Source organism: Amycolatopsis sp. NPDC004378, assembly GCF_053602455.1.
On record NZ_JBSGDR010000007.1, the window covers coordinates 122,662 to 140,723 of the forward strand.

At 72.8% G+C, this 18,062-nt stretch carries 16 protein-coding genes; 7 read left to right on the plus strand and 9 right to left on the minus strand.

The features are described from left to right. Nucleotides 1-15: 15 nt before the first annotated feature. Nucleotides 16-867, plus strand: a complete 852-nt coding sequence (locus ACWEN0_RS22375; protein WP_451976546.1) for a MerR family transcriptional regulator — start codon at nt 16-18, stop codon at nt 865-867. Here ACWEN0_RS22375 and ACWEN0_RS22380 read toward each other — a convergent pair. From ACWEN0_RS22380 to qcrB, 3 genes are read right to left on the minus strand one after another with little or no spacing between them, the layout of a single operon-like run. Continuing rightward, complete coding sequence (locus ACWEN0_RS22380) at nt 832-1,152, minus strand: DUF3099 domain-containing protein (RefSeq protein WP_451976549.1); 321 nt, start codon at nt 1,150-1,152, stop codon at nt 832-834. The two genes, ACWEN0_RS22375 and ACWEN0_RS22380, sit on opposite strands and share 36 nt — an antisense overlap. Next, nucleotides 1,149-1,547 (minus strand): hypothetical protein, encoded by a 399-nt coding sequence (locus ACWEN0_RS22385; protein WP_451976552.1) that lies wholly within the window; start codon nt 1,545-1,547, stop codon nt 1,149-1,151. Before ACWEN0_RS22385 ends, ACWEN0_RS22380 begins: the two co-directional genes overlap by 4 nt. Continuing rightward, a complete protein-coding gene (qcrB, locus tag ACWEN0_RS22390) occupies nt 1,544-3,112 on the minus strand; it encodes a cytochrome bc1 complex cytochrome b subunit (protein WP_451976555.1) in 1,569 nt (522 codons plus the stop codon). The genes ACWEN0_RS22385 and qcrB overlap by 4 nt, the downstream gene beginning before the upstream one ends. A gap of 171 nt (nt 3,113-3,283) precedes the next feature. Here qcrB and ACWEN0_RS22395 point away from each other — a divergent pair, with 171 nt between their 5' ends. The 4 genes from ACWEN0_RS22395 to ACWEN0_RS22410 all read left to right on the plus strand — a co-directional run bounded on the left by ACWEN0_RS22395 (nt 3,284) and on the right by ACWEN0_RS22410 (nt 7,576). Continuing rightward, nucleotides 3,284-4,645 carry a TIGR01777 family oxidoreductase gene (locus tag ACWEN0_RS22395; RefSeq protein ID WP_451976558.1) on the plus strand — a complete coding sequence of 454 codons (1,362 nt, stop codon included), beginning with the start codon at nt 3,284-3,286 and terminating at the stop codon, nt 4,643-4,645. Further along, entirely contained in the window at nt 4,642-5,115 is a 474-nt protein-coding gene (locus ACWEN0_RS22400; protein WP_451976561.1) for a TspO/MBR family protein, read from the plus strand. Before ACWEN0_RS22395 ends, ACWEN0_RS22400 begins: the two co-directional genes overlap by 4 nt. 12 nt (nt 5,116-5,127) lie before the next feature. Then, nucleotides 5,128-6,063, plus strand: coding sequence for an SDR family NAD(P)-dependent oxidoreductase (locus tag ACWEN0_RS22405; protein ID WP_451976564.1), 936 nt, complete (start codon nt 5,128-5,130; stop codon nt 6,061-6,063). A 355-nt stretch (nt 6,064-6,418) separates the two neighbouring features. Further along, a complete protein-coding gene (locus tag ACWEN0_RS22410) occupies nt 6,419-7,576 on the plus strand; it encodes an acyl-CoA dehydrogenase family protein (protein ID WP_451977133.1) in 1,158 nt (385 codons plus the stop codon). 4 nt (nt 7,577-7,580) lie between these two features. Here ACWEN0_RS22410 and ACWEN0_RS22415 read toward each other — a convergent pair whose 3' ends face one another. Beyond that, on the minus strand, nt 7,581-8,735 hold the full coding sequence (locus ACWEN0_RS22415; RefSeq protein ID WP_451976567.1) for an epoxide hydrolase family protein: 1,155 nt from the start codon (nt 8,733-8,735) through the stop codon (nt 7,581-7,583). Between the two features lie 82 nt (nt 8,736-8,817). Here ACWEN0_RS22415 and ACWEN0_RS22420 point away from each other — a divergent pair, with 82 nt between their 5' ends. Then, nucleotides 8,818-9,393: a CGNR zinc finger domain-containing protein gene (locus tag ACWEN0_RS22420; protein WP_451976569.1), complete on the plus strand. Its 576-nt coding sequence runs from the start codon at nt 8,818-8,820 to the stop codon at nt 9,391-9,393. Between the two features lie 244 nt (nt 9,394-9,637). Here ACWEN0_RS22420 and ACWEN0_RS22425 read toward each other — a convergent pair whose 3' ends face one another. From ACWEN0_RS22425 to ACWEN0_RS22435, 3 genes are all read right to left on the minus strand, one after another. Beyond that, nucleotides 9,638-10,972: an NtaA/DmoA family FMN-dependent monooxygenase gene (locus tag ACWEN0_RS22425; RefSeq protein WP_451976572.1), complete on the minus strand. Its 1,335-nt coding sequence runs from the start codon at nt 10,970-10,972 to the stop codon at nt 9,638-9,640. Nucleotides 10,973-10,983: 11 nt separating this feature from the next. Beyond that, nucleotides 10,984-12,189, minus strand: coding sequence for an LLM class flavin-dependent oxidoreductase (locus ACWEN0_RS22430; protein ID WP_451976574.1), 1,206 nt, complete (start codon nt 12,187-12,189; stop codon nt 10,984-10,986). Between the two features lie 116 nt (nt 12,190-12,305). Further along, a complete protein-coding gene (locus tag ACWEN0_RS22435; protein WP_451976577.1) occupies nt 12,306-12,881 on the minus strand; it encodes a TetR family transcriptional regulator in 576 nt (191 codons plus the stop codon). Between the two features lie 100 nt (nt 12,882-12,981). Here ACWEN0_RS22435 and ACWEN0_RS22440 point away from each other — a divergent pair, with 100 nt between their 5' ends. Beyond that, a complete protein-coding gene (locus ACWEN0_RS22440; RefSeq protein ID WP_451976580.1) occupies nt 12,982-14,001 on the plus strand; it encodes an NAD(P)-dependent alcohol dehydrogenase in 1,020 nt (339 codons plus the stop codon). Here the strand turns inward: ACWEN0_RS22440 and ACWEN0_RS22445 are convergent, their stop codons facing one another. After that, nucleotides 14,002-15,849 (minus strand): DUF5107 domain-containing protein, encoded by a 1,848-nt coding sequence (locus ACWEN0_RS22445; RefSeq protein ID WP_451976583.1) that lies wholly within the window; start codon nt 15,847-15,849, stop codon nt 14,002-14,004. It lies immediately after the preceding gene. After that, a complete protein-coding gene (locus ACWEN0_RS22450; RefSeq protein WP_451976586.1) occupies nt 15,846-18,038 on the minus strand; it encodes an RICIN domain-containing protein in 2,193 nt (730 codons plus the stop codon). Before ACWEN0_RS22450 ends, ACWEN0_RS22445 begins: the two co-directional genes overlap by 4 nt. Nucleotides 18,039-18,062 lie beyond the last annotated feature (24 nt).

Sequence of the window (18,062 nt, forward strand, 5' to 3'; positions counted from 1 at the left end):
AAGCGAGGAGGCCGGATGGGCAGTACCGCGGGCGCGCGGTCGCTCGGTTCCAATGAGGTGGCGCGGATACTGGGCGTGTCCCAGGTGACGCTGCGCACCTGGGAACAGCGCTACGGGATCGGCGCCGCGGAGCGGGAGGCCAACGGCCGGCGGCGGTACACGCCGGAGGACGTCGAACGGCTGCGCCGGATGCGGGCCTTGCAGGCACAGGGGACGAGCGCGCGCGACGCCGCCCGGCTGGTGCTCGACCGGTCCGCCGCCGAAGTGACTTCCGGGCAGCGGCGGCAACGGCTCGCCGAGACGGCGGAGCTGCTCGACCTGGCCACGATGGGCGGTCTGGTCGACGACGCGCTCGGCACCCTCGGCGTGGCGACGGCGTGGACCGAGGTCGTCTCCCCGGTGCTGCGCGCGATCGGGGAACGCTGGGCGCAGCTGGGCGACCGCACCGCGATGGCCGCGGAATGGGCGCTCGCCACCGCGGCGTCGGGAGCGCTCGACCGGTACCCGGCGCCCGCGCCGGCCCGGACGGGCCGGGCACCGGTGATCTTCGTGTGCGGTCCGGCGGAACGCCACGAGCTGCCAGTCAAGATGCTCAGCGCCGCCCTGAGCGACGTCGGCGCGCCGGCGATGTTCCTCGGCGGCCTGGTGTCGCTCGACGTCCTGCGCGTGGTCACGGCCCGGTTCACCCCGAGCGAGGTGGTGGTGTGGTCGATGACGTCGCCGTCCGCGGACGTGCGGATCCTGCGCGCCCTGCACGGCGACGGCGTGCCGGTCCGCCCGGCCGGACCGGGCTGGCGGGGCCTGCCGACCGTGGGCGAGCCGTTGCCGCCGTCATTCACCGCGTCCCTGGCCGGCTTCGGCGGCTGACCGCGTCAGCCGCCGCCGCGTCTCCCGGGGCCGGTAGCCGTTCGCGTGGTCGCTGCGGCGGGGCGGGACGTCGTTGGCGATCAGCACCGCCGCCCACGGCAGCGGGACGGAGATCGCCAGGAAGGCGAGGGCCAGCCACCAGATGTGCGCGGTGAGCCCGGCGAGCACGAGGCAGGGGATCCGGCAGGCCATCATCACGACGTACTTGCGGCGGCGCCGGGCCAGCTGGTCGTCGGCCGAGGGGGCGGCCGTGGTGATGAGGACGGGGCTGCGGTCGCGGCTCACGAAGGAGTCCTCCCGGGTGGTGGGTGGACGGCGAGCACGGCGAGCGGGCCGACCGTGGTGGTCAGGACGCAGCTCAGGATCGCCAGGGGCTGCCCGGGAAAGTGCCGGGTGGCGGCCCAGAGCGACCCGGCGACCAGGAGAGCGGCCAGCGCGCGGCCGACCACGATCGCCGTGCCGCGCAGGCGCGCGTCGCGGCTGTCCACAATGGTCAGGTTCAGTCCGGCGTGGACGGTCAGGGCCACGCACGCGGCCGGCAGCACCGACTCCAGGGGCGACCACGTGAGGCTGACCGTCGTGGCGACCGCGGACAGCACCGCGGCCGCGACCGCGCACGCCTGCGCGAACCGGTGCGTCAGGCGGGTCGCCGTGGCGGTCCGCGGCAGGGTCGCGGTCATCGGCGGCCCCGGTCCAGGGCCCGGGTCTCCTCGGGCGGGTCCGGGCTGAGCAGCGAACCCGGCACGGCGTGCCCGGCCGAGCCCAGCTTGTTCATCTTCTTCGGCACCGGGGCGCCCTGGTAGTCCAGCGGAACCCGGGCCAGCGGCTGGTGGATTTCGATGAACTCACCGTGCGGCAACCGTTTGATGATGCCCGTCTCGACGCCGTGCTCGAGCACCTCGCGGTCGGCCCGCTGCAGCCCGACGCACAGCCGGTAGGTGGCGAAGTACACCAGCGGCGGCCCGACGAGGAGCCCGATCCGGCCCGCCCAGGTCATCGCGTTGAGCGAGAGGTCGAACTGGACGGCGAGGATGTCGTTGAAGCTGGACAGCGTGAGCACGGCGAAGAAGGTGATCGCCATCGCCCCGATGGACGTGCGGACGGGGGCGTCCCTCGGGCGCTGCAGGAGGTTGTGGTGCGCGGTGTCCTTGGACAGCTTCCGCTCGATGAACGGGTAGCTCAGCAGCAGCGTCACCAGGACGGCGATGCCGATGGCACCGGCGAAGAACACCGGCGGCACCGTGTGGTCGCCGAGGTAGAGCTCCCACGGCGGCCACACGCGCAGGAGCCCGTCGGCCCAGCCCATGTACCAGTCCGGCTGGGATCCGGCGGAGACCTGAGCCGGGTTGTACGGGCCGAAGTTCCACACCGGGTTGATCTGGAACAGCCCCGACATCAGCGCCAGGACCCCGATGACCAGGGTGAAGAACGCGCCGCCCTTGAGCGCGAAGTACGGCATGATCCGCACGCCGACGACGTTGGTCTCCTTGCGCCGCACCCCCGGGAACTGGGTGTGCTTCTGGTACCACACCAGCGCCAGGTGCACCCCGACCAGCGCCAGCATGATCCCCGGCAGCAGCAGGATGTGCAGCGTGTACAGCCGCGGGATGATCTGGTCGCCGGGGAACTCCCCGCCGAAGAGCGCCCAGTGGATCCAGGTACCGATCACCGGCACCGACAGCACGATCCCCGACAGCGTCGCCCGGATCCCGGTGCCCGAGAGCAGGTCGTCGGGCAGCGAGTAGCCGAAGAACCCTTCGAAGCAGCCCAGGATCAGCAGCAACCCGCCGATCACCCAGTTGGCCTCACGCGGGCGCCGGAACGCACCGGTGAAGAAGATCCGCAGCATGTGCACGGCCATCGACGCCACGAAGATCAGCGCCGCCCAGTGGTGCAGCTGCCGCATGAACAGCCCGCCCCGCACGTCGAACGAGAGGTCCAGCGTCGTGCGGAAGGCCTGCGACATCTCCAGGCCCTGCATGTTCTTGAAACTGCCGTGGTAGACGACCTCCTGCATCGAGGGGTCGAAGAACAACGTCAGGTACACACCCGTGAGCAGCAGGATGATGAAGCTGTAGAGCGCGATCTCGCCCAGCAGGAACGACCAGTGCGTCGGGAACACCTTGTTCAGCTGGTGCCGCAGGCCCTTGGCCAGCATGTACCGCTGGTCCGCGCTGTCCGTGGCCTCGCCCAGCGCCTTCTCGACCGGGCTCGACCCCTTGGTCGGCGTGGTCAGTGAGCTCATCGCCCCCTCCTGGCTGGTCGGCTCCTTCGATCGTCACACCGGCACGGCGGCAACGCACGCGCTTGCATCGAAGATGAATCGCAAATGAGCAGCCAAAGCAGCGGAAATCGCCAGCTCAAGCTACGGTCTGACGCATACTGAATCGGAATCGCATTGGAGGCGAAGAGGGTCATGGAGTTCACCGGGGTCGTCTCCGCGCCGCTGGACGAGGTCTTCGCCTGGCACGGCCTGCCGGGCGCGATCACCCGCCTCACGCCGCCGTGGCAGCCGGTGCGGGTCGGGGCGGAAGCCGACTCGCTGCGCGACGGCCGGGCCGAGCTCGTCCTGCCCGGCGGGGTGAAGTGGATCGCGGCGCACGAGGCCGCCGGCTACCGGCCGCCGCACCACTTCGTCGACCGGCTCGCCACACCCGTGCTGTCGGCGGTCGTGCCGTGGCGGCACACCCACCGGTTCGAGGCCGACGGGCCGGACCGCACCGTGGTGACCGACCGCGTCGAGACGCGGGTGCCGGAAGCCTTGCTGCGCGCGATGTTCGCCTACCGCCACCGCCAGCTGGCCGACGACCTGGCCGCGCAGCGGCGGTATTGGCACGAGCCGCTGACCGTGGCCGTGACCGGGGCGAGCGGCCTGGTCGGCACGGCGCTGACCGCGCTGCTGAGCACCGGCGGGCACCGGGTGATCCGCCTGGTGCGCCGGCCCGTGCGCAGCCCCGACGAGCGGACCTGGAACCCCGAAGCGCCCGCCGGCGACCTGCTCGCCGGCGTCGACGCGGTCGTGCACCTGGCCGGGGCTTCGGTCGCCGGGCGGTTCGGCGACCGCCACCGGCGGGCCGTGCGGGACAGCCGGATCGGCCCGACCCGGAAGCTCGCCGAGCTGGCCGCGCGTACCCCGGACGGCCCGGGGGTGTTCGTCTCGGCGTCCGCCGTCGGCTTCTACGGGCCCGAGCGGGGTGACGAGCTCCTGGCCGAGGACAGCGCGCGCGGCGAAGGCTTCCTCGCCGACGTCGTCGGCGACTGGGAGGCGGCCACCGGACCGGCGTCCGCGGCGGGCCTGCGCGTGGTCCGGGTGCGCACCGGGCTGGTGCTCAGCCCGCGCGGCGGCGTGCTGCGGCTGCAGCACCCGCTGTTCGCCGCCGGGCTGGGCGGCCCGCTCGGGACCGGCCGGCAGTGGATGCCGTGGATCGGCATCGACGACCTGACCGACATCTACCTGCGCGCGGTGACGGACCGGTCCCTGAGCGGCGCGGTGAACGCCGTCAGCCCGGAACCCGTGCGCAACGCCGAGTACACCCGGATCCTCGCGCAGGTGCTCAACCGCCCGGCCGTCCTGACCGTGCCGCCGCTCGGCCCGCGCCTGCTGCTCGGCCGCGAAGGCGCGCGCGAGCTGGCGTTCGCCGACCAGCGGGTGCACCCGGCGCGGCTGCTCGACGCCGGTCACCGATTCCGGCACCGGCGGGCCGAGGACGTCCTCGCCCACCTGCTCGGCACCGCGACCGCTCCGACTGCGCACCCGACCGTGGGAGAACCGGCATGACCACCGTCCACCGTCCCGCCCCGCCGCTCGCGCTGGCGGGCTTCGTCGCCGCGGTGGCCGTCGTCGCCGCCGTCGGCAGCCTGGCCGCGACGCGGTCCCGCGCCGTCTACTCCGGACTGGCGCAACCGCCGTGGGCGCCGCCCTCCTGGCTGTTCGGTCCGGTGTGGACAGTGCTCTACCTGGTGATCGCCCTGTCCGGCTGGCTGTTCTGGCGGGCCGGGGGAACGCGGCGCGAGTTCGGCTGGTACGCCGCCGGGCTGGTGCTCAACGCCGCCTGGACGCCGTTGTTCTTCGCGGCCGGGGCCTACGCGGTGGCGTTGGCGGAGATCGTGGTGCTCGACGTCGTGATCGTGGGCACCGCGCTGGTCTTCCGGCGCCGCTCGCGCGCGTCGGCGGCCCTCCAGCTGCCGTACCTGGCTTGGACGCTCTTCGCGACGGCGCTCAACGCGGCGATCGTCGTCCTGAACTGATCGGAGTTTTCCTTGCTGCTGCTCGACACCCTGCTCGACCGGACCGTGGTCCTCGGGTACTCCCGCGTCGGCTACGCGCTGCGCAGGCGCACGTGGGCGGTGGACGACCCCGCGCCGGACGCGCTCGGCGGCCGGGTCGCGCTGGTCACCGGGGCGAGCTCCGGCCTCGGTGAAGCCACGGCCGCCGGCCTGGCCCGGCTGGGCGCCGAGGTGGTGCTGGTCGTGCGCGACCTCGAGCGCGGGGAGCGGGCGCTCGGTCGCGTCCGCGCGGCGGTGCCGGAGGCGAAGGTCCGGACGTCGCGGTGCGACGTCGCGGACTTCGCTTCGGTGCGGGAGTTCGCGGCCCGGGAGTCGCGAGTGGACGTTCTGGTGCACAACGCGGGCGTGTTGCCGCCGGAGCGCGCGGAGAGCGTCGACGGGCACGAGGTCACGTTCGCCACGCACGTGCTCGGGCCGTTGCTGCTCACCGAACTGCTGCGGCCGGCCTTGCGGGCCTCGGCCGACGCCCGGGTGATCTGGGTGTCGTCCGGCGGGATGTACACCCAGCCGCTCGCCGCCGAGGACCCGGAGTACCGGTCCGGCCGCTACCGCGGCGCGACGGCGTACGCGCGCACGAAACGCATGCAGGTCGAGTTCACGCCGCTGCTGGCCGAACGGTGGCGACCGGACGGCATCGCCGTGCACAGCACCCATCCCGGCTGGGCGGACACCCCGGGCCTCGCCGACTCGCTCCCGGCGTTCCGGCGGGTCCTCGAGCCCGCGCTGCGCACGGCCGACGAGGGCGCCGACACGGCCGTCTGGCTCGCGGGAACGCGGCCGGCGCCGCCGTCGGGGCGGTTCTGGCACGACCGGCGTGAGCGCCCGCGGCACCTGCTGCCCCACACCCGGCCGCGGCCGGGCGAGACGGAGCGGCTGCTGCGCCACTGCCTGGACGCGGTGGGGCAGTGAACCGGCGGCGGAGGGGGACCTGCGCGAGCGCGGGCGGGACTTAGGCCACGTCGGCCCGTGGGACGGAGCAGGCCCGGCGCGTGCTCCCCGCGCACGTCGTAGGCCCTCAGGCGGAAGCCGGTGTCGGCGGCGACCTGGCCGAGCACCGGCTCGGAGAACTCCGCTGGAGGTTCCGCTCCCCGAGAACGGTCCCAGCGCGCGGACCCGCGTTGACACCCCCGTGGCGGCCCGGTGTACTCGGGCACACCTGACGAATCTTGATCGCCCCGTGCCCCGGGGCTTGTTCGTCGTGCCCGCACGGAGAAGGGAACCGCTTTGACCACAACGGAGAAGACCGCCGCCGACGTCCTTCGCGATCGCGAAGGACGTCGCCGCGAAGCTCGCGGTCGACGCGGTCGAGCGCGATCGGCGCAACGCCACGCCGTACGAAGAGATCCAGCTCCTCAAGGACGCCGGCCTGGTGACGTTGCTCGGCCCGGCCGAGCACGGCAAAGGCGGCCGGACCTGGGACACGGCCTACCGGGTGACCCGGGAGATCGCCCGCGCCGACGGCTCGATCGGGCAGCTGCTGGGCTACCACTACCTCTGGGCCTGGGCGGCCCGGCTGGTCGCGACCGACGAGCAGATCGCCGCCGTCGAAGAGCTCTACACGGCCAACAACTTCTTCTTCGGCGGCGCGGTCAACCCCCGCGACTCCGACCTGACCATCACCGAGGACGGCGACGAGCTCGTCTACAACGGACACAAGTCGTTCTCGACCGGCAGCAAGGTCTCCGACCTGACCGTGCTCGAAGGCGTCCTGACCGGGACCGAGGACCACGTCTTCGCGATCGTTCCGTCCGTTCAGGAGGGCATCGTCTTCCACGACGACTGGGACAACCTCGGCCAGCGGCTCACCGAGTCCGGCAGCGTCACGATCACCGACGTGCGGGTGCCGTGGGCGAGCGCCGCGGGCTACGTCGACCGGAAGTTCCGCCCGCTGACCTACAACACGCTGAACGTCCCGGCGATCCAGCTGGTGTTCACCAACTTCTACCTCGGGATCGCGCAGGGTGCGCTCGACGCGGGGCTGGCCTACACCCGCGAGCGCACCCGGCCCTGGCCGTACGGCGGTGACGACAAGGACGCCGCCGCGGACGAGTGGTACATCCTCGACGGCTACGGCGATCTGCAGGCGAAGCTGTGGGCGGCCGAAGCACTCGCCGACAAGGCCGGCGCGGCGATCTCGGAGGTGCTGCACGCGCCGCGCGAGAACCTGACCCCGGAAGCCCGCGGTGAGCTGGCGGTCCTGATCGCGGCGGCCAAGCAGCGCGTGATCGAGACGGGCCTCGAGATCGGGACGAAGATCTTCGAGCTGACCGGTGCCCGCGCCAGCGCGTCGAAGTACGGTCTGGACCGGTTCTGGCGGAACCTGCGCACGCACTCCCTGCACGACCCGGTGGCGTACAAGCGCCGCGAGGTCGGGGTCTACGCGCTGCGCGGCGAACTGCCGGAGCCGACCTGGTACACCTGAGCCGTCAGCGGTCGGCGGCCAGCACCGCCACGAGGCCCTCTCGCAGATCCCTGACGAAGTACTCCGGCACCTCCAGCGAAGGGAAGTGCCCGCCGCGGTCGGGTGACCGCCAGCGGACGATCCGGCGGTACCGCTCCTGTGCCCAGGGGCGCGGGTACTTCTCGATGTCGCGCGGGTAGACGGTGATCGCCGACGGGACGTCGACCCGGAGTGCCGGATCGAGCGAGTTGTGGCTTTCGTAGTAGATGCGGGCCGCCGACGCGCCGCTGCGCGTCAGCCAGTACAGGGTGACGTCGTCGAGGATGCGGTCGCGGGAAATCGTTTCGAATGGGCTGTCTTCGGTGTCCGACCACTCGGCGAACTTGTCGAGGATCCAGGCGAGCAGCCCGGTGGGCGAGTCGACGAGCGAGTAGCCGATGGTCTGCGGCCGGGTCGCCTGCTGCTTTGCGTACGCCGCGCGGTGGCGCCAGAAGTGGCGGGTTTCCTCGGCCCACCGGCGCTCGAGGTCCGTGAGCCCGTCCGTGGTCAGCCCGGGCGGGCCCTCCGCGAACGTCGTGTGGATGCCGAGGACGTGCTCCGGGAACCGGCCGGCGAGCACCGTGGTGATGTTGCCGCCCCAGTCGCCGCCGTGGGCCAGGAACTCGCCGTAGCCGAGCCGGCCCATCAGCTCCACCCAGGCGGCCGCGGTCTTTTCCGTTCCCCAGCCGGTGGTGGCCGGCTTGTCGCTGTAGCCGAAGCCGGGCAGGGACGGGACCACGACGTGGAACGCGGGCGTGTCCGCGTCCGCCGGGTCGGCCAGCTGGTCCACCACGTCGACGAACTCGGCGATGCTGCCCGGCCAGCCGTGCGTCAGGAGCAGGGGAGTGGCGTCCGCGCGCGGGGACCGGCGGTGCAGGAAGTGGATGCCGAGCCCGTCGATCGTCGTGCGGAACTGGCCGATCTCGTTGAGGCGCGCTTCGAACTTCCGCCAGTCGTACCCGGTGCGCCAGTAGGCCACGACGTCGGCGAGGTCGGCGAGCGGAACGCCCTGGTCCCACCGGCCGTGAACCGTCTCGGCTTCGGGCAGCCGCGCCGCGGCCAGCCGCGCGCGCAGATCGTCGAGGTCGGCTTCGGGTGCGTGGGCTTCGAACGCTCGGACGTCGCTGATGAGACGGGGCACGGGACCTCCTGGTCGATGCTGAACCGGCTTAGACGGTTCTAACACGACGACGCGCTCGCCTGCAACCGGCTAAGGTGGTTCCATGTCCGCTGAGTTCCCCGACTTCCGCCTCGGCACGGTGCTGGCGACCAGCTTCACGGCGACGTTGACCGAGCGTCAGGGCGACCGCGTCGAGCGCATCCCCACCCCGCAGCGGCTCGTCGACTGGCTGGCGGTGAGCGGTCTCGCCGTCGAGTCCTGCACGGACGCGCAGCTCGACCTCGCGCGCGAGCTGAGGGAGGCGATCCACGCCGCCGCGACCGCGGCCGCGAACCGGGACGCGCTCCCCGCGGCCGCGGTCCGGGTCATCAACGACCGCAGCGCCGGGGGCCGGGCCGCGGCCGTCCTGACGCCCGAGGGCGAGCGGCGGTGGCAGCTCGGCTCGGCGTCCAGTGTGGAGGACGCCCTCGGCGTGATCGCCGCCGACGCGATCGGCGTCATCTCGGGCGAACGCGACGGGAAACTGGCCCTGTGCGCGTCGCCGACCTGTCGAGCGGCCTTCTTCGACACCAGCCAAAGCCGCACCCGCCGGTGGTGCGACATGAACACGTGCGGGAACCGGCAGAAGAAGGCGCGCTTCAACGCCAAGAAGACCGGCTCGGGCCGCGCCACACCGTGAACCGGTCCGGCTGCGCCGCCGCCCAGTCCCGCGCCCGGTCGCGGGGTGGCTCGGCGAGCAGTTCTCCGGGCGAGTGCCGGACGCCCGGTGCCGCCATGATCTCCTGGGCGCTCACCGTGGCGCACCGAATCCGAGCACGGGTTGTCCGCGCCGCTCGCCGCGCGCCGGTCGAGCCGCGCCGGTTTACGGCTTTCGTCCGGCCTGGGCGCGGAACCGTTCTGTCACACCGGCACTCGGCCGGCGCTCAGCCGGTCAGCCCGAGGTGGTCGCGCAGCGTCGGACCGGTGTACTCCGTGCGGAACGAGCCGCGTTCCTGCAGCAGTGGCACGACCTTGTCGGCGAACTCGTCGAGCCCGCCGGGGGTGACGTGCGGGACGAGGATGAACCCGTCGCTCGCGTCGGCCTGGACCAGGTCGTCGATCGCCGTCGCGACCGTCGCCGGGGAGCCGATGAACGTCTGGCGGCCGGTGACCTCGACGATCAGCTCCCGGGTCGACAGGTTCTTCGCCTCCGCCAGCTGCCGCCACTCGCGGGCGGTGGCCAGCGGGTCGCGGTACATGCGGACGCTGGCGCGGCCGGGCGCGATCGTGGACCCGTCGACGACCGGGTCGCTCGACGGCAGCGGGCCGTCCGGGTCGTGGCCGGACAGGTCGGTGTTCCAGACCTGCTCGAGGAACTTGATCGCCGTCTGGCCGCTGACCTGCTGCAGCCGCACGATGTGGGCGCGCTCGTGGGCGTCGGCGTCGGTGTCGCCGAGGACGAACGTCGCCGCGGGCAGGATCACCAGCTGCTCGTTCGTCCGGCCGTACTTCGCCAGCCGGCCCTTGACGTCGGAGTAGAACGCCTGGCCCGCCTCCAGTGTCCCGTAGCGGCTGAAGATCGCGTCGGCGGTGGCCGCCGCGAACTCGCGGCCCTCTTCCGAGTCGCCGGCCTGGATGATCACCGGGCGGCCCTGCGGGCTGCGCGGCACCGGGAACCGGCCCTCGATGGTGAAATGCTTGTCGTGGTGGGCGAAAGCGCCCGCGGCGGGGTCGCGGAGGAACACACCGGACCCGGCGTCCGCGGCGATCTCGTCACCGCGCCAGGAGTCGAACAGCTCCCACGCCGTGCGCAGGAACGTCTCGGCGCGGTCGTAGCGCTGGTCCTGCGGCAGGAACCCGCCGCGGCGGAAGTTCTCGCCGGTGAACGCGTCCCACGAGGTCACGACGTTCCACGCGGCACGTCCCGCGGAAAGGTGGTCCAGGGACGCGAACTGGCGGGCCACCTCGAACGGCTCGTTGAACGTCGAGTTGATCGTGCCGGCCAGGCCGAGCCGCTCGGTGACCGCGGCGAGCGCGGACAGCACGGTGAAGGTGTCCGGGCGGCCGACGACGTCGAGGTCGTAGATCTGCCCGCCCTGCTCGCGCAGCCGCAGGCCTTCGGCCAGGAAGAAGAAGTCGAACTTCGCGCGCTCGGCGGTCTGCGCGAGCTTGACGAACGAGCTGAACTCGATGTGGCTGCCGGCTTCGGGGTCGCTCCACACGGTCGTGTTGTTGACGCCGGGGAAGTGCGCCGCGAGGTGGATCTGCTTCTTGGTCATCCCGGGCCTCCTCAGGCGACGGCGTAGCGGTTGGCGGGCCGGGCGAGCCCGAGCAGCCCGCGCAGGGTGGCGGCTTCGTACTCGGTGCGGAACGCGCCGCGGGACCGCAGTTCGGGGACCAGGCCACCGGTGATCGCGGCCAAGTCGTGCGGCACCGCGCCCGGCCGCAGCCGGAAACCGGAGAGCCCGGCGCCCCGCCAGTCGAGCAGGAGGTCGGCGAGACCGGCCGGCGTGCCGGTGAAGACGTAGGCGTCGGAGGTGTACTCCGCGCCGGACAGGTCGTCGAGCCGGGCCTTGCGGTCGGCGGCGGCCTGCTCGGTCTCGCCGAGGAACACCACGACGTCGCCGAAGACGTGCAGGGTTTCCCCGGTGCGCCCGGCCCGCTCCTGCTCGTCGCGCACGGCCGAGACGATCGTGCCGGCTTGCGCGCGGTCGAACGGCGTCACGTAGACGACGTCGGCGGAGCGGCCGGCGAGCCGGTAGGGGACGGCGGCGTGGGCCAGGGCGCTGACCGGTGGCTGGCCCTGCGGCGGCCGCGGCGTGATCGACGGGCCCTTGACGGAGAACCAGCGGCCGGCGAAGTCGATGTAGTGCAGCTTGTCGCGGTCGACGAACCGGCCGGTGGCGACGTCGCGGATCTCGGCGTCGTCCTCCCAGGAGTCCCACAGCCGGCGCAGCACCTCGACGTAGTCCGCGGCCTCGTCGAAGAGGTCGGCCAGTGGGCTGGGCTTGTCCGGTTCCGCGGAGTCCTCGAGGCGGAACTCGCCGAACTCACGGCGCCCGAAGTGCGCGTTGTCGGCGGCGCGCCCGGCGACCTGGACACGGACGCCGGCCCGCCCGGAGCTGACGTAGTCGAGGGTGGCGATCGCCTTCGACAGGTGGAACGGCTCGGTGTGGGTGACCACCGCGGTCGGTACCAGCCCGATGCGCGAGGTCAGCGGCGCGACGCGGGCGGCGATCAGCACGGCGTCGAGCCGGCCCTGCACGATGTCGGTCCGCTCGCCGGGCCGGTCGAGGTAGTCGACCGTCTGCAGGGCGAGGGAGTCCTCGATGGTGACGAAGTCCAGCTTGGCGGCCTCGGCCTCGCGGACCACGTCGGTCCAGTAGCCGGCGGTCAGCAGGTCGCCGGGCCGTGCCCCGGGTTCGCGCCACGCGGCCGGGTGCCACCCCGCCCCGTCCAGTGCGACGGCGATCCGTGGTCCGGTTCCTGATGCCATCCCGGCGTTCCCTTCTCTCGGCCCGTGTCCGCAGTGTGCGCCGAATCCCGGGCTGCGGGCGGAAGTGGCCACCAGGCGGGAAGATCCGGGCGCCGGGAATAACCGGGACGCCGGGGTTACGCCGGCGGGGAGAAGGCGCGGCGCACCGTCTCGGCGAGGGTTTCGCGCCGGCGCCGGTGGTCGGCTTCGGGGTCGGCCGGGGTCGCCGCGTGGAACAGGCTGGCCGGGGACCAGGTGAGCGCCATCGTCGACACCATCGCGAGGACGTCCGCGGGCGCGAGTGCCGGGTCGACGAGGCCGTCGCGCTGGGCGTCGGCGATGGCCGTCAGCTTCTTCTCGGACTCTTCGCGCATCGAGGAGACCAGCTGACCCGTCGGGACCCGTTCCAGCCGGGCCCAGGTGGCCAGCCGGACCAGGTACGGCTTGGCCAGGCAGGCGTCGTAGATGCCGACGGCGTAGCCGGGGAGGTCGCCGGCCGTCATCGGCACGGCGTTCACGATTTCTTCGGCGTGTTCCCGGAACACCGTGTCGAACAGGCGGTCCTTGTCGCCGAAGTAGGCGTAGAGCTGCGCCTTGTTGGCCTTGGCGGTCGCCGAGATCCGGTCGACCCTGGCGCCCGCGATGCCGTACTGCGCGAACTCCGCGGCCGCCGCCTCCAGTAGCCGCCGTCGCGTGGCCTGCCCGTCCTTCATGCCGCCAGTGTAACCAACCGGTTTGTTTGACACGCCGTCCGCGTGTGGCTACGGTCAACGTAGAAACTAACTAGTTTGTTTGATTCGGGACGGTGACGACATGAAGGTCCAGGCGTATGCGGCGCACGAAGCCGGTGGCCCGCTGCGGCCCTACGAGTACGAGGCCGGGCCGCTGGGACCGGGCGAGGTCGACGTGCGCGTGACGCACGGCGGGATCTGCCACACCGACCTCGGGATGATCGACGACGAGTGGGGGATCTCCCGCTTTCCCGTCGTCGCCGGGCACGAAGCGGTGGGCGTGGTCGAAGCCGTCGGCGACGCCGTCGACCAGGACGTCGTGGCCGTCGGGCAGCGGGTGGGCGTCGGCGCGACCGCGGGCTCCTGCTTCCGCTGCGAGTGGTGCGTCGCCGGCCGGACGAACCTGTGTCCCCGCAAGGACGACACCGTCCTGCGCGGCGACCGCGGCGGATTCGCCGGCCATGTCCGGGCGAGCGACTGGCGGCACGTCCACCCGATCCCCGACGCCCTCCGCTCCGAACACGCGGCACCGCTGCTGTGCGCCGGCACGACGGTGTTCTCGCCGCTGCTGGACAACGACGTCCGGCCCACCGACCGCGTCGCGGTGGTCGGCATCGGCGGCCTGGGCCACCTGGCCGTCCAGTTCCTCGCGAAGTGGGGATGCGCCGTCACCGCCATCTCGACGACGCCGGCCAAGCGTGCCGACGCGGAACGGTTCGGCGCCACCGGCTTCCTCGCCTCGGGTGAGCCCGGCGCCCTGCGGGACGCCGCCGGCTCGTTCGACTTCGTCCTGTCCACCGTGTCCGCGGACCTGCCCTGGGACGACTACCTCGGCCTGCTGCGGCCGGCGGGGAAGCTGTGCGTCGTCGGCGTCCCGAAACGCCCCGTCGCCTTCTCGCCGTTGAGCCTGCTGCCCGGAGCCAAGACGATCGTCGGGGGCATCGTGGGCACCGCGGTGCAGACCCGGCAGATGATCGCGTTCGCCGCCCGCCACGGCATCCGGCCCGAAGTCGAGACGTTCCCCGTCACGGACTTCGACGCGGCGATCGACCGCGTCCGCCAGGGCCGCGCGCGGTACCGCGCCGTCGTCGAATTCGGGTAGTCACTTCATCCGGAAGTCGTACCGCCGCGGCAACGGGCCGGCCGAGAGCGTGGCCCACGTGTCCGACAACGACGTCTCGCCTTCCCGGATGTTCGCGACCTCGAAGCCCGCGTCGAACACGGCCTTCGCGCCCTCGTGGTCGCCCAAGGCGAGCCGGGTGAGCGCCGTCAGGAGGGCGAGCCGTCCGTCGGCTTTCTCCGGGAGCAAGGACAATGCCGTCCGTGCGTGTCCGGTGGCCAGCTGCGCGGACACCGCCTCGACGAGCAACGGCCGCACGTCCGGCGCGAGTTCGAGGGCACGCACGGACAGCCGCGCCGCTTCGGCCGGGTCCGCGGTGGCGACGGCGAGGTTGCGCAGCGCCCACGCGTTTTCCGTCGCCGCCACCGACGACTTCCACGCCACCCGGGCCGCCTCGTGCTGCCCGGCGGCCCACCGGGCGACGCCGCGGTGGTACCACGTCAGCCAGGTGTCCGGCGCGTGGTCCATCAGGTCGGCCCAGTAGCGGTTGACCAGCGTCGCGGGCGGCGGGAGCCGGTGGTCCGCCCGCGGCGGCTCGCCGTCGAGGAGGTCCAGCCACGGCTGCTGCTCCGGACCCAGCGACTCCGCGGGGAAGGGCGTGCCCGGCAGGTCGGTCACCATGCGGAGGGTCTCCAGCGCACCCCAGCCCGAACCGGTGGCCAGCAGTGCGCCCGGCTCGACGTCCGCGACGCGCCGCCACGCCCGGTGGAGCTCGTCGAGCCGTTCCGCGGGCGGCAGCTGCCGGACGACGGCGTGGGTCGCGGTTGCCCAGTCGTGCACCTCCGCGGTGACCGGGCCGTACGCCTCGAGCCAGTCCCACGACTCGCCCGAGGGCAGGCGGAGGTGCTCCAGCTGCGTGCGGGCCAGCCCCGCCTGGATCTCCAGGTAGCCCGTCCCGGCGCCCGGGGCGAGCCAGTCCTGCCAGCGGCGGCCGCCGGGGGACTCGCCCCACAGGAACAGTTTCCGGCCGCGCAGCCGGGCGGTGGACACCTGGGCGAGGCCGGTGCCGGAGTCGTCGACCGCGGCGATCCACGGGCGGTCCGAGGCGAGCTCGAAGAAGTAGTCCGCGGCCGCCGTGGCGCGCGCCGGGTAGGTCAGCTCGCCGGGGACGTCGACGAGGTCGAGCCGTCCCGAATAGCCGTAGTGCCAGGCCCGGTCCGCGGGCACGAGCACGCGCGTCGACGGCGTCTGCGGCACGGCGGTGTTCGACCACCAGTAGACCGGGACGTCGTGCGGGTGCGGGTTGCGGATCCGGACGCCGACGAACAGGTGCTCGGCACCGTCCGGGAGCCAGAAGTCCAGCTGGTAGGGCAGGTCCCGGGTGCGTTCCCACTCCCACAGCCGCAGCACCGGCGTCCCGTCCGGGCCGTCGACCGCGGCCGCGAACATCGGCGCGCACGTCTGCGCCGTGTGCCCGGTGCTGCCGAGGTTCCATTCGACGCCGCCCGCGAACCACGCGTCGCGCAAGGCCAGGTTCGCGGGCTGGAAGACGGGGTTGCGGTAGAGCAGCTCACGGCCGGAGGGCCGGTGGACGAGCGACCACAGCCGGCCGCCCAGCGACGGCAGGATCGTCGCCCGCAGCCGGTCGTTCTCCAGCACGAGCGCGGGCAGTTCGCGGGTCCGGCGCTCCCGCGTGTAGCCGTCCTGCAGCCGGTACGGCAGCACGGTGTCGAGCCGGCCGTACGCCAGCCCGGCGGCCAGGTCGGCGGGCAGCTCGTCCACATTGGACACCGACGCGACGGCTTCCGGCTTCACCAGTGGTGGCAGCGGGTTCTCCGGCCCCAGCTCGGCCGCGGGCAGCCGGAGGGACGTCCGGTGCAGGCGGGTCACGAGAGCGTCCATCCCTGGTTGCCGCGCTGCTGGGTGACGGCCGCGCCGTCCGCGGGCCCGGCCGTGGTCATGGCGAGTCCACTGTGGACCGAGGTCAGGGTGTAGCCGCCGTCGGCCCGCCGGGTGGCGGTCCAGTGCTGGTTGTCCCCGCCCGTGCACGTCCACTGGATGACGGCCGCCCCGGCCGTCGTGGCTCCGCCCTCGACGTCCGCGCACAGACCCGATTCGGCGCTGCGCAGTTCGTAGGAGCCGTCCGGTTGGCGGGTGAAGGTCCAGCGCTGGTTCGCGCCGCCGTTCGCGGTCCACGTGACCAGGTGCGTCCCCGGGGTCTTGCTGTGGCTGGGCACATCCAGGGCCTTGCCGCCCACGGTCAGGACGTGGATGCCGTCGGGCCCGGGGCTCACCGGGGTGATGGACAGCGTCTGCTGGGCCGCGGTGCGGCCACCGCCGACCGGGCTGCCCGTGGTGTCCGTCCAATGCCGGACCGGGGTGGTCTCGGCCTGCCGCCCGGCCGTCCCGGACATCCCGAGCACCAGGCCGCTGTAGCGGTTGACCAGGCGGTACGTCCCCGCCGCTCCCGGGATGACGAACCACTGCCGACCGGCGGCCGGGGTGCCGGCGGCCGTCACGGTCGGCGCCGTGCCCCACGCCCGGGTGGCCGTCGAGGACGAGGCGACGCCGAGCAGCCCGCCGGTCGCGGCGTTGGTGATCCGGTAGGAGCCGTCACCGTTGCCGGTGAACGACCACGCCTGCGCCGACGAGCCGTCGCCCGCCGCGACCGACGTCGTCGCGGAGCTGTTGGCGACCTGGGCGAGCACCCGGCCGTCACCGCTGGCGATCCGGTAGGACTTGGCCGGGTCGAACGGCACCGCCGCGTGCTTCGCGTTGTCCACCGACACGTTCACGTACTCGCTCGAAGCGCCGCCGGAGCAGCCGAAGGAGCAGTACGCGCGGAAGTTCTTGCCCACGATGGAGGAACCGGTCCTGTTCACGCCGTCGACGAACCACCGGTACCACGACGCCGTGTGGTAGCCGCCCGTGCCGCCGATCGGGTACCACTTCTGCGTGGCCAGGTCGTCGGTGACGTAGTACTGCTGCGGGGCGTTGCCGCTCTGGTCGACCGCCTGCGGCTCGCCGAGGTAGAGGCCGAGGTAGGCGTTGTAGGTGATGTCCATGACGAACAGCGGGGACGTCGCGGGCATGGTGCCCGCCGCGATCTGCTGGTCCGCCGTGCCGGTGTGGGCGGGGTCGTATTCCTTGGCGGGCGGCGTGTAGCCGGTGTCGCCGGCGGAGGTCACTGGCACCTGGTTGCTTTCCTTGCCGCCCACGCCGGGCTGCGACCACGCGCCGTCGTACCACTTGCGCCACGAGCCGGGCGCCATCTTCGAGGCGATGGGCGCCCGCGCGACGTGGGAGTAGAACGCCTTCCAGCTGCCGGTCTTGTCGACCACGCGCGAGCCGTAGAAGACGTAGAAGTAGCCGGACGCCGTGTCGACGTAGAGCCGCTGGTCGCCGTCGCCGTAGTAGTAGGTCTGGTTCGGGAACGCCGTCGTGTCGCCGCGCTGGGTGCTGTGGGGCGAGGTGAGGACGTGCGCCTCGATCTTCCACGTCCGGCCCTGGTCGGCGGACACGGCGTAGTCGATCGCGTCGTAGTGCAGGCCGTCGCCGAAGGGCTGCGGCGTGAATTCGTTGTGCACCAGGCCGTACCAGTCGCCGGTGTCCGGGTCGACCCAGGTGCCGACGAGGTCGCAGTAGTTCTTCTGCGCGTACCGCGAACCGGCCGGCGGGCTGGTCGCCGTCACGCCGGTGGGGCTGGTGTTGCACCGCCAGGTGGTGTCGTCGTTGCGGTCGTCGGGGTTCGCCGGGTTCACCGCGCCGCTGACCGGGTCCTTGGCGAAGCTGTCGAAGTCGCGGCCGCTGTAGAACTCCCACTCACGCGGGTCGTCGGCGCCGTAGAGGGCCGCGGACTGCTGGAAGTAGAACTTGCCGTCCTTGTCGAGGTAGGGCGCCGCCGGCGAGTCGGTCGGCGCCGACCAGCCGCCCTTGGCGCCGACGGAGATGGTGTAGCCCGCGGCGGGTGGCGCGGCCGCGGCCGGTGCCGCGGCCGAGCCGGCCAGCACGAGGACGGCGGCCGCCAGCGCGAGGGCACTCCTCGGGTGAGCCGATCCGGACGACAAGGCAGGGCGCATCGGAACTCCTCGGGTCTCCACACG

Bases quoted from the DNA above. Each gene is read 5' to 3' on its own strand.
- ACWEN0_RS22375 (WP_451976546.1), top strand. From the start codon at position 16: ATGGGCAGTACCGCGGGCGCGCGGTCGCTCGGTTCCAATGAGGTGGCG.
- ACWEN0_RS22385 (WP_451976552.1), bottom strand. From the start codon at position 1,547: ATGACCGCGACCCTGCCGCGGACCGCCACGGCGACCCGCCTGACGCAC.
- qcrB (WP_451976555.1), bottom strand. From the start codon at position 3,112: ATGAGCTCACTGACCACGCCGACCAAGGGGTCGAGCCCGGTCGAGAAG.
- ACWEN0_RS22395 (WP_451976558.1), top strand. From the start codon at position 3,284: ATGGAGTTCACCGGGGTCGTCTCCGCGCCGCTGGACGAGGTCTTCGCC.
- ACWEN0_RS22400 (WP_451976561.1), top strand. From the start codon at position 4,642: ATGACCACCGTCCACCGTCCCGCCCCGCCGCTCGCGCTGGCGGGCTTC.
- ACWEN0_RS22420 (WP_451976569.1), top strand. From the start codon at position 8,818: ATGTCCGCTGAGTTCCCCGACTTCCGCCTCGGCACGGTGCTGGCGACC.
- ACWEN0_RS22425 (WP_451976572.1), bottom strand. From the start codon at position 10,972: ATGACCAAGAAGCAGATCCACCTCGCGGCGCACTTCCCCGGCGTCAAC.
- ACWEN0_RS22430 (WP_451976574.1), bottom strand. From the start codon at position 12,189: ATGGCATCAGGAACCGGACCACGGATCGCCGTCGCACTGGACGGGGCG.
- ACWEN0_RS22435 (WP_451976577.1), bottom strand. From the start codon at position 12,881: ATGAAGGACGGGCAGGCCACGCGACGGCGGCTACTGGAGGCGGCGGCC.
- ACWEN0_RS22440 (WP_451976580.1), top strand. From the start codon at position 12,982: ATGAAGGTCCAGGCGTATGCGGCGCACGAAGCCGGTGGCCCGCTGCGG.
- ACWEN0_RS22450 (WP_451976586.1), bottom strand. From the start codon at position 18,038: ATGCGCCCTGCCTTGTCGTCCGGATCGGCTCACCCGAGGAGTGCCCTC.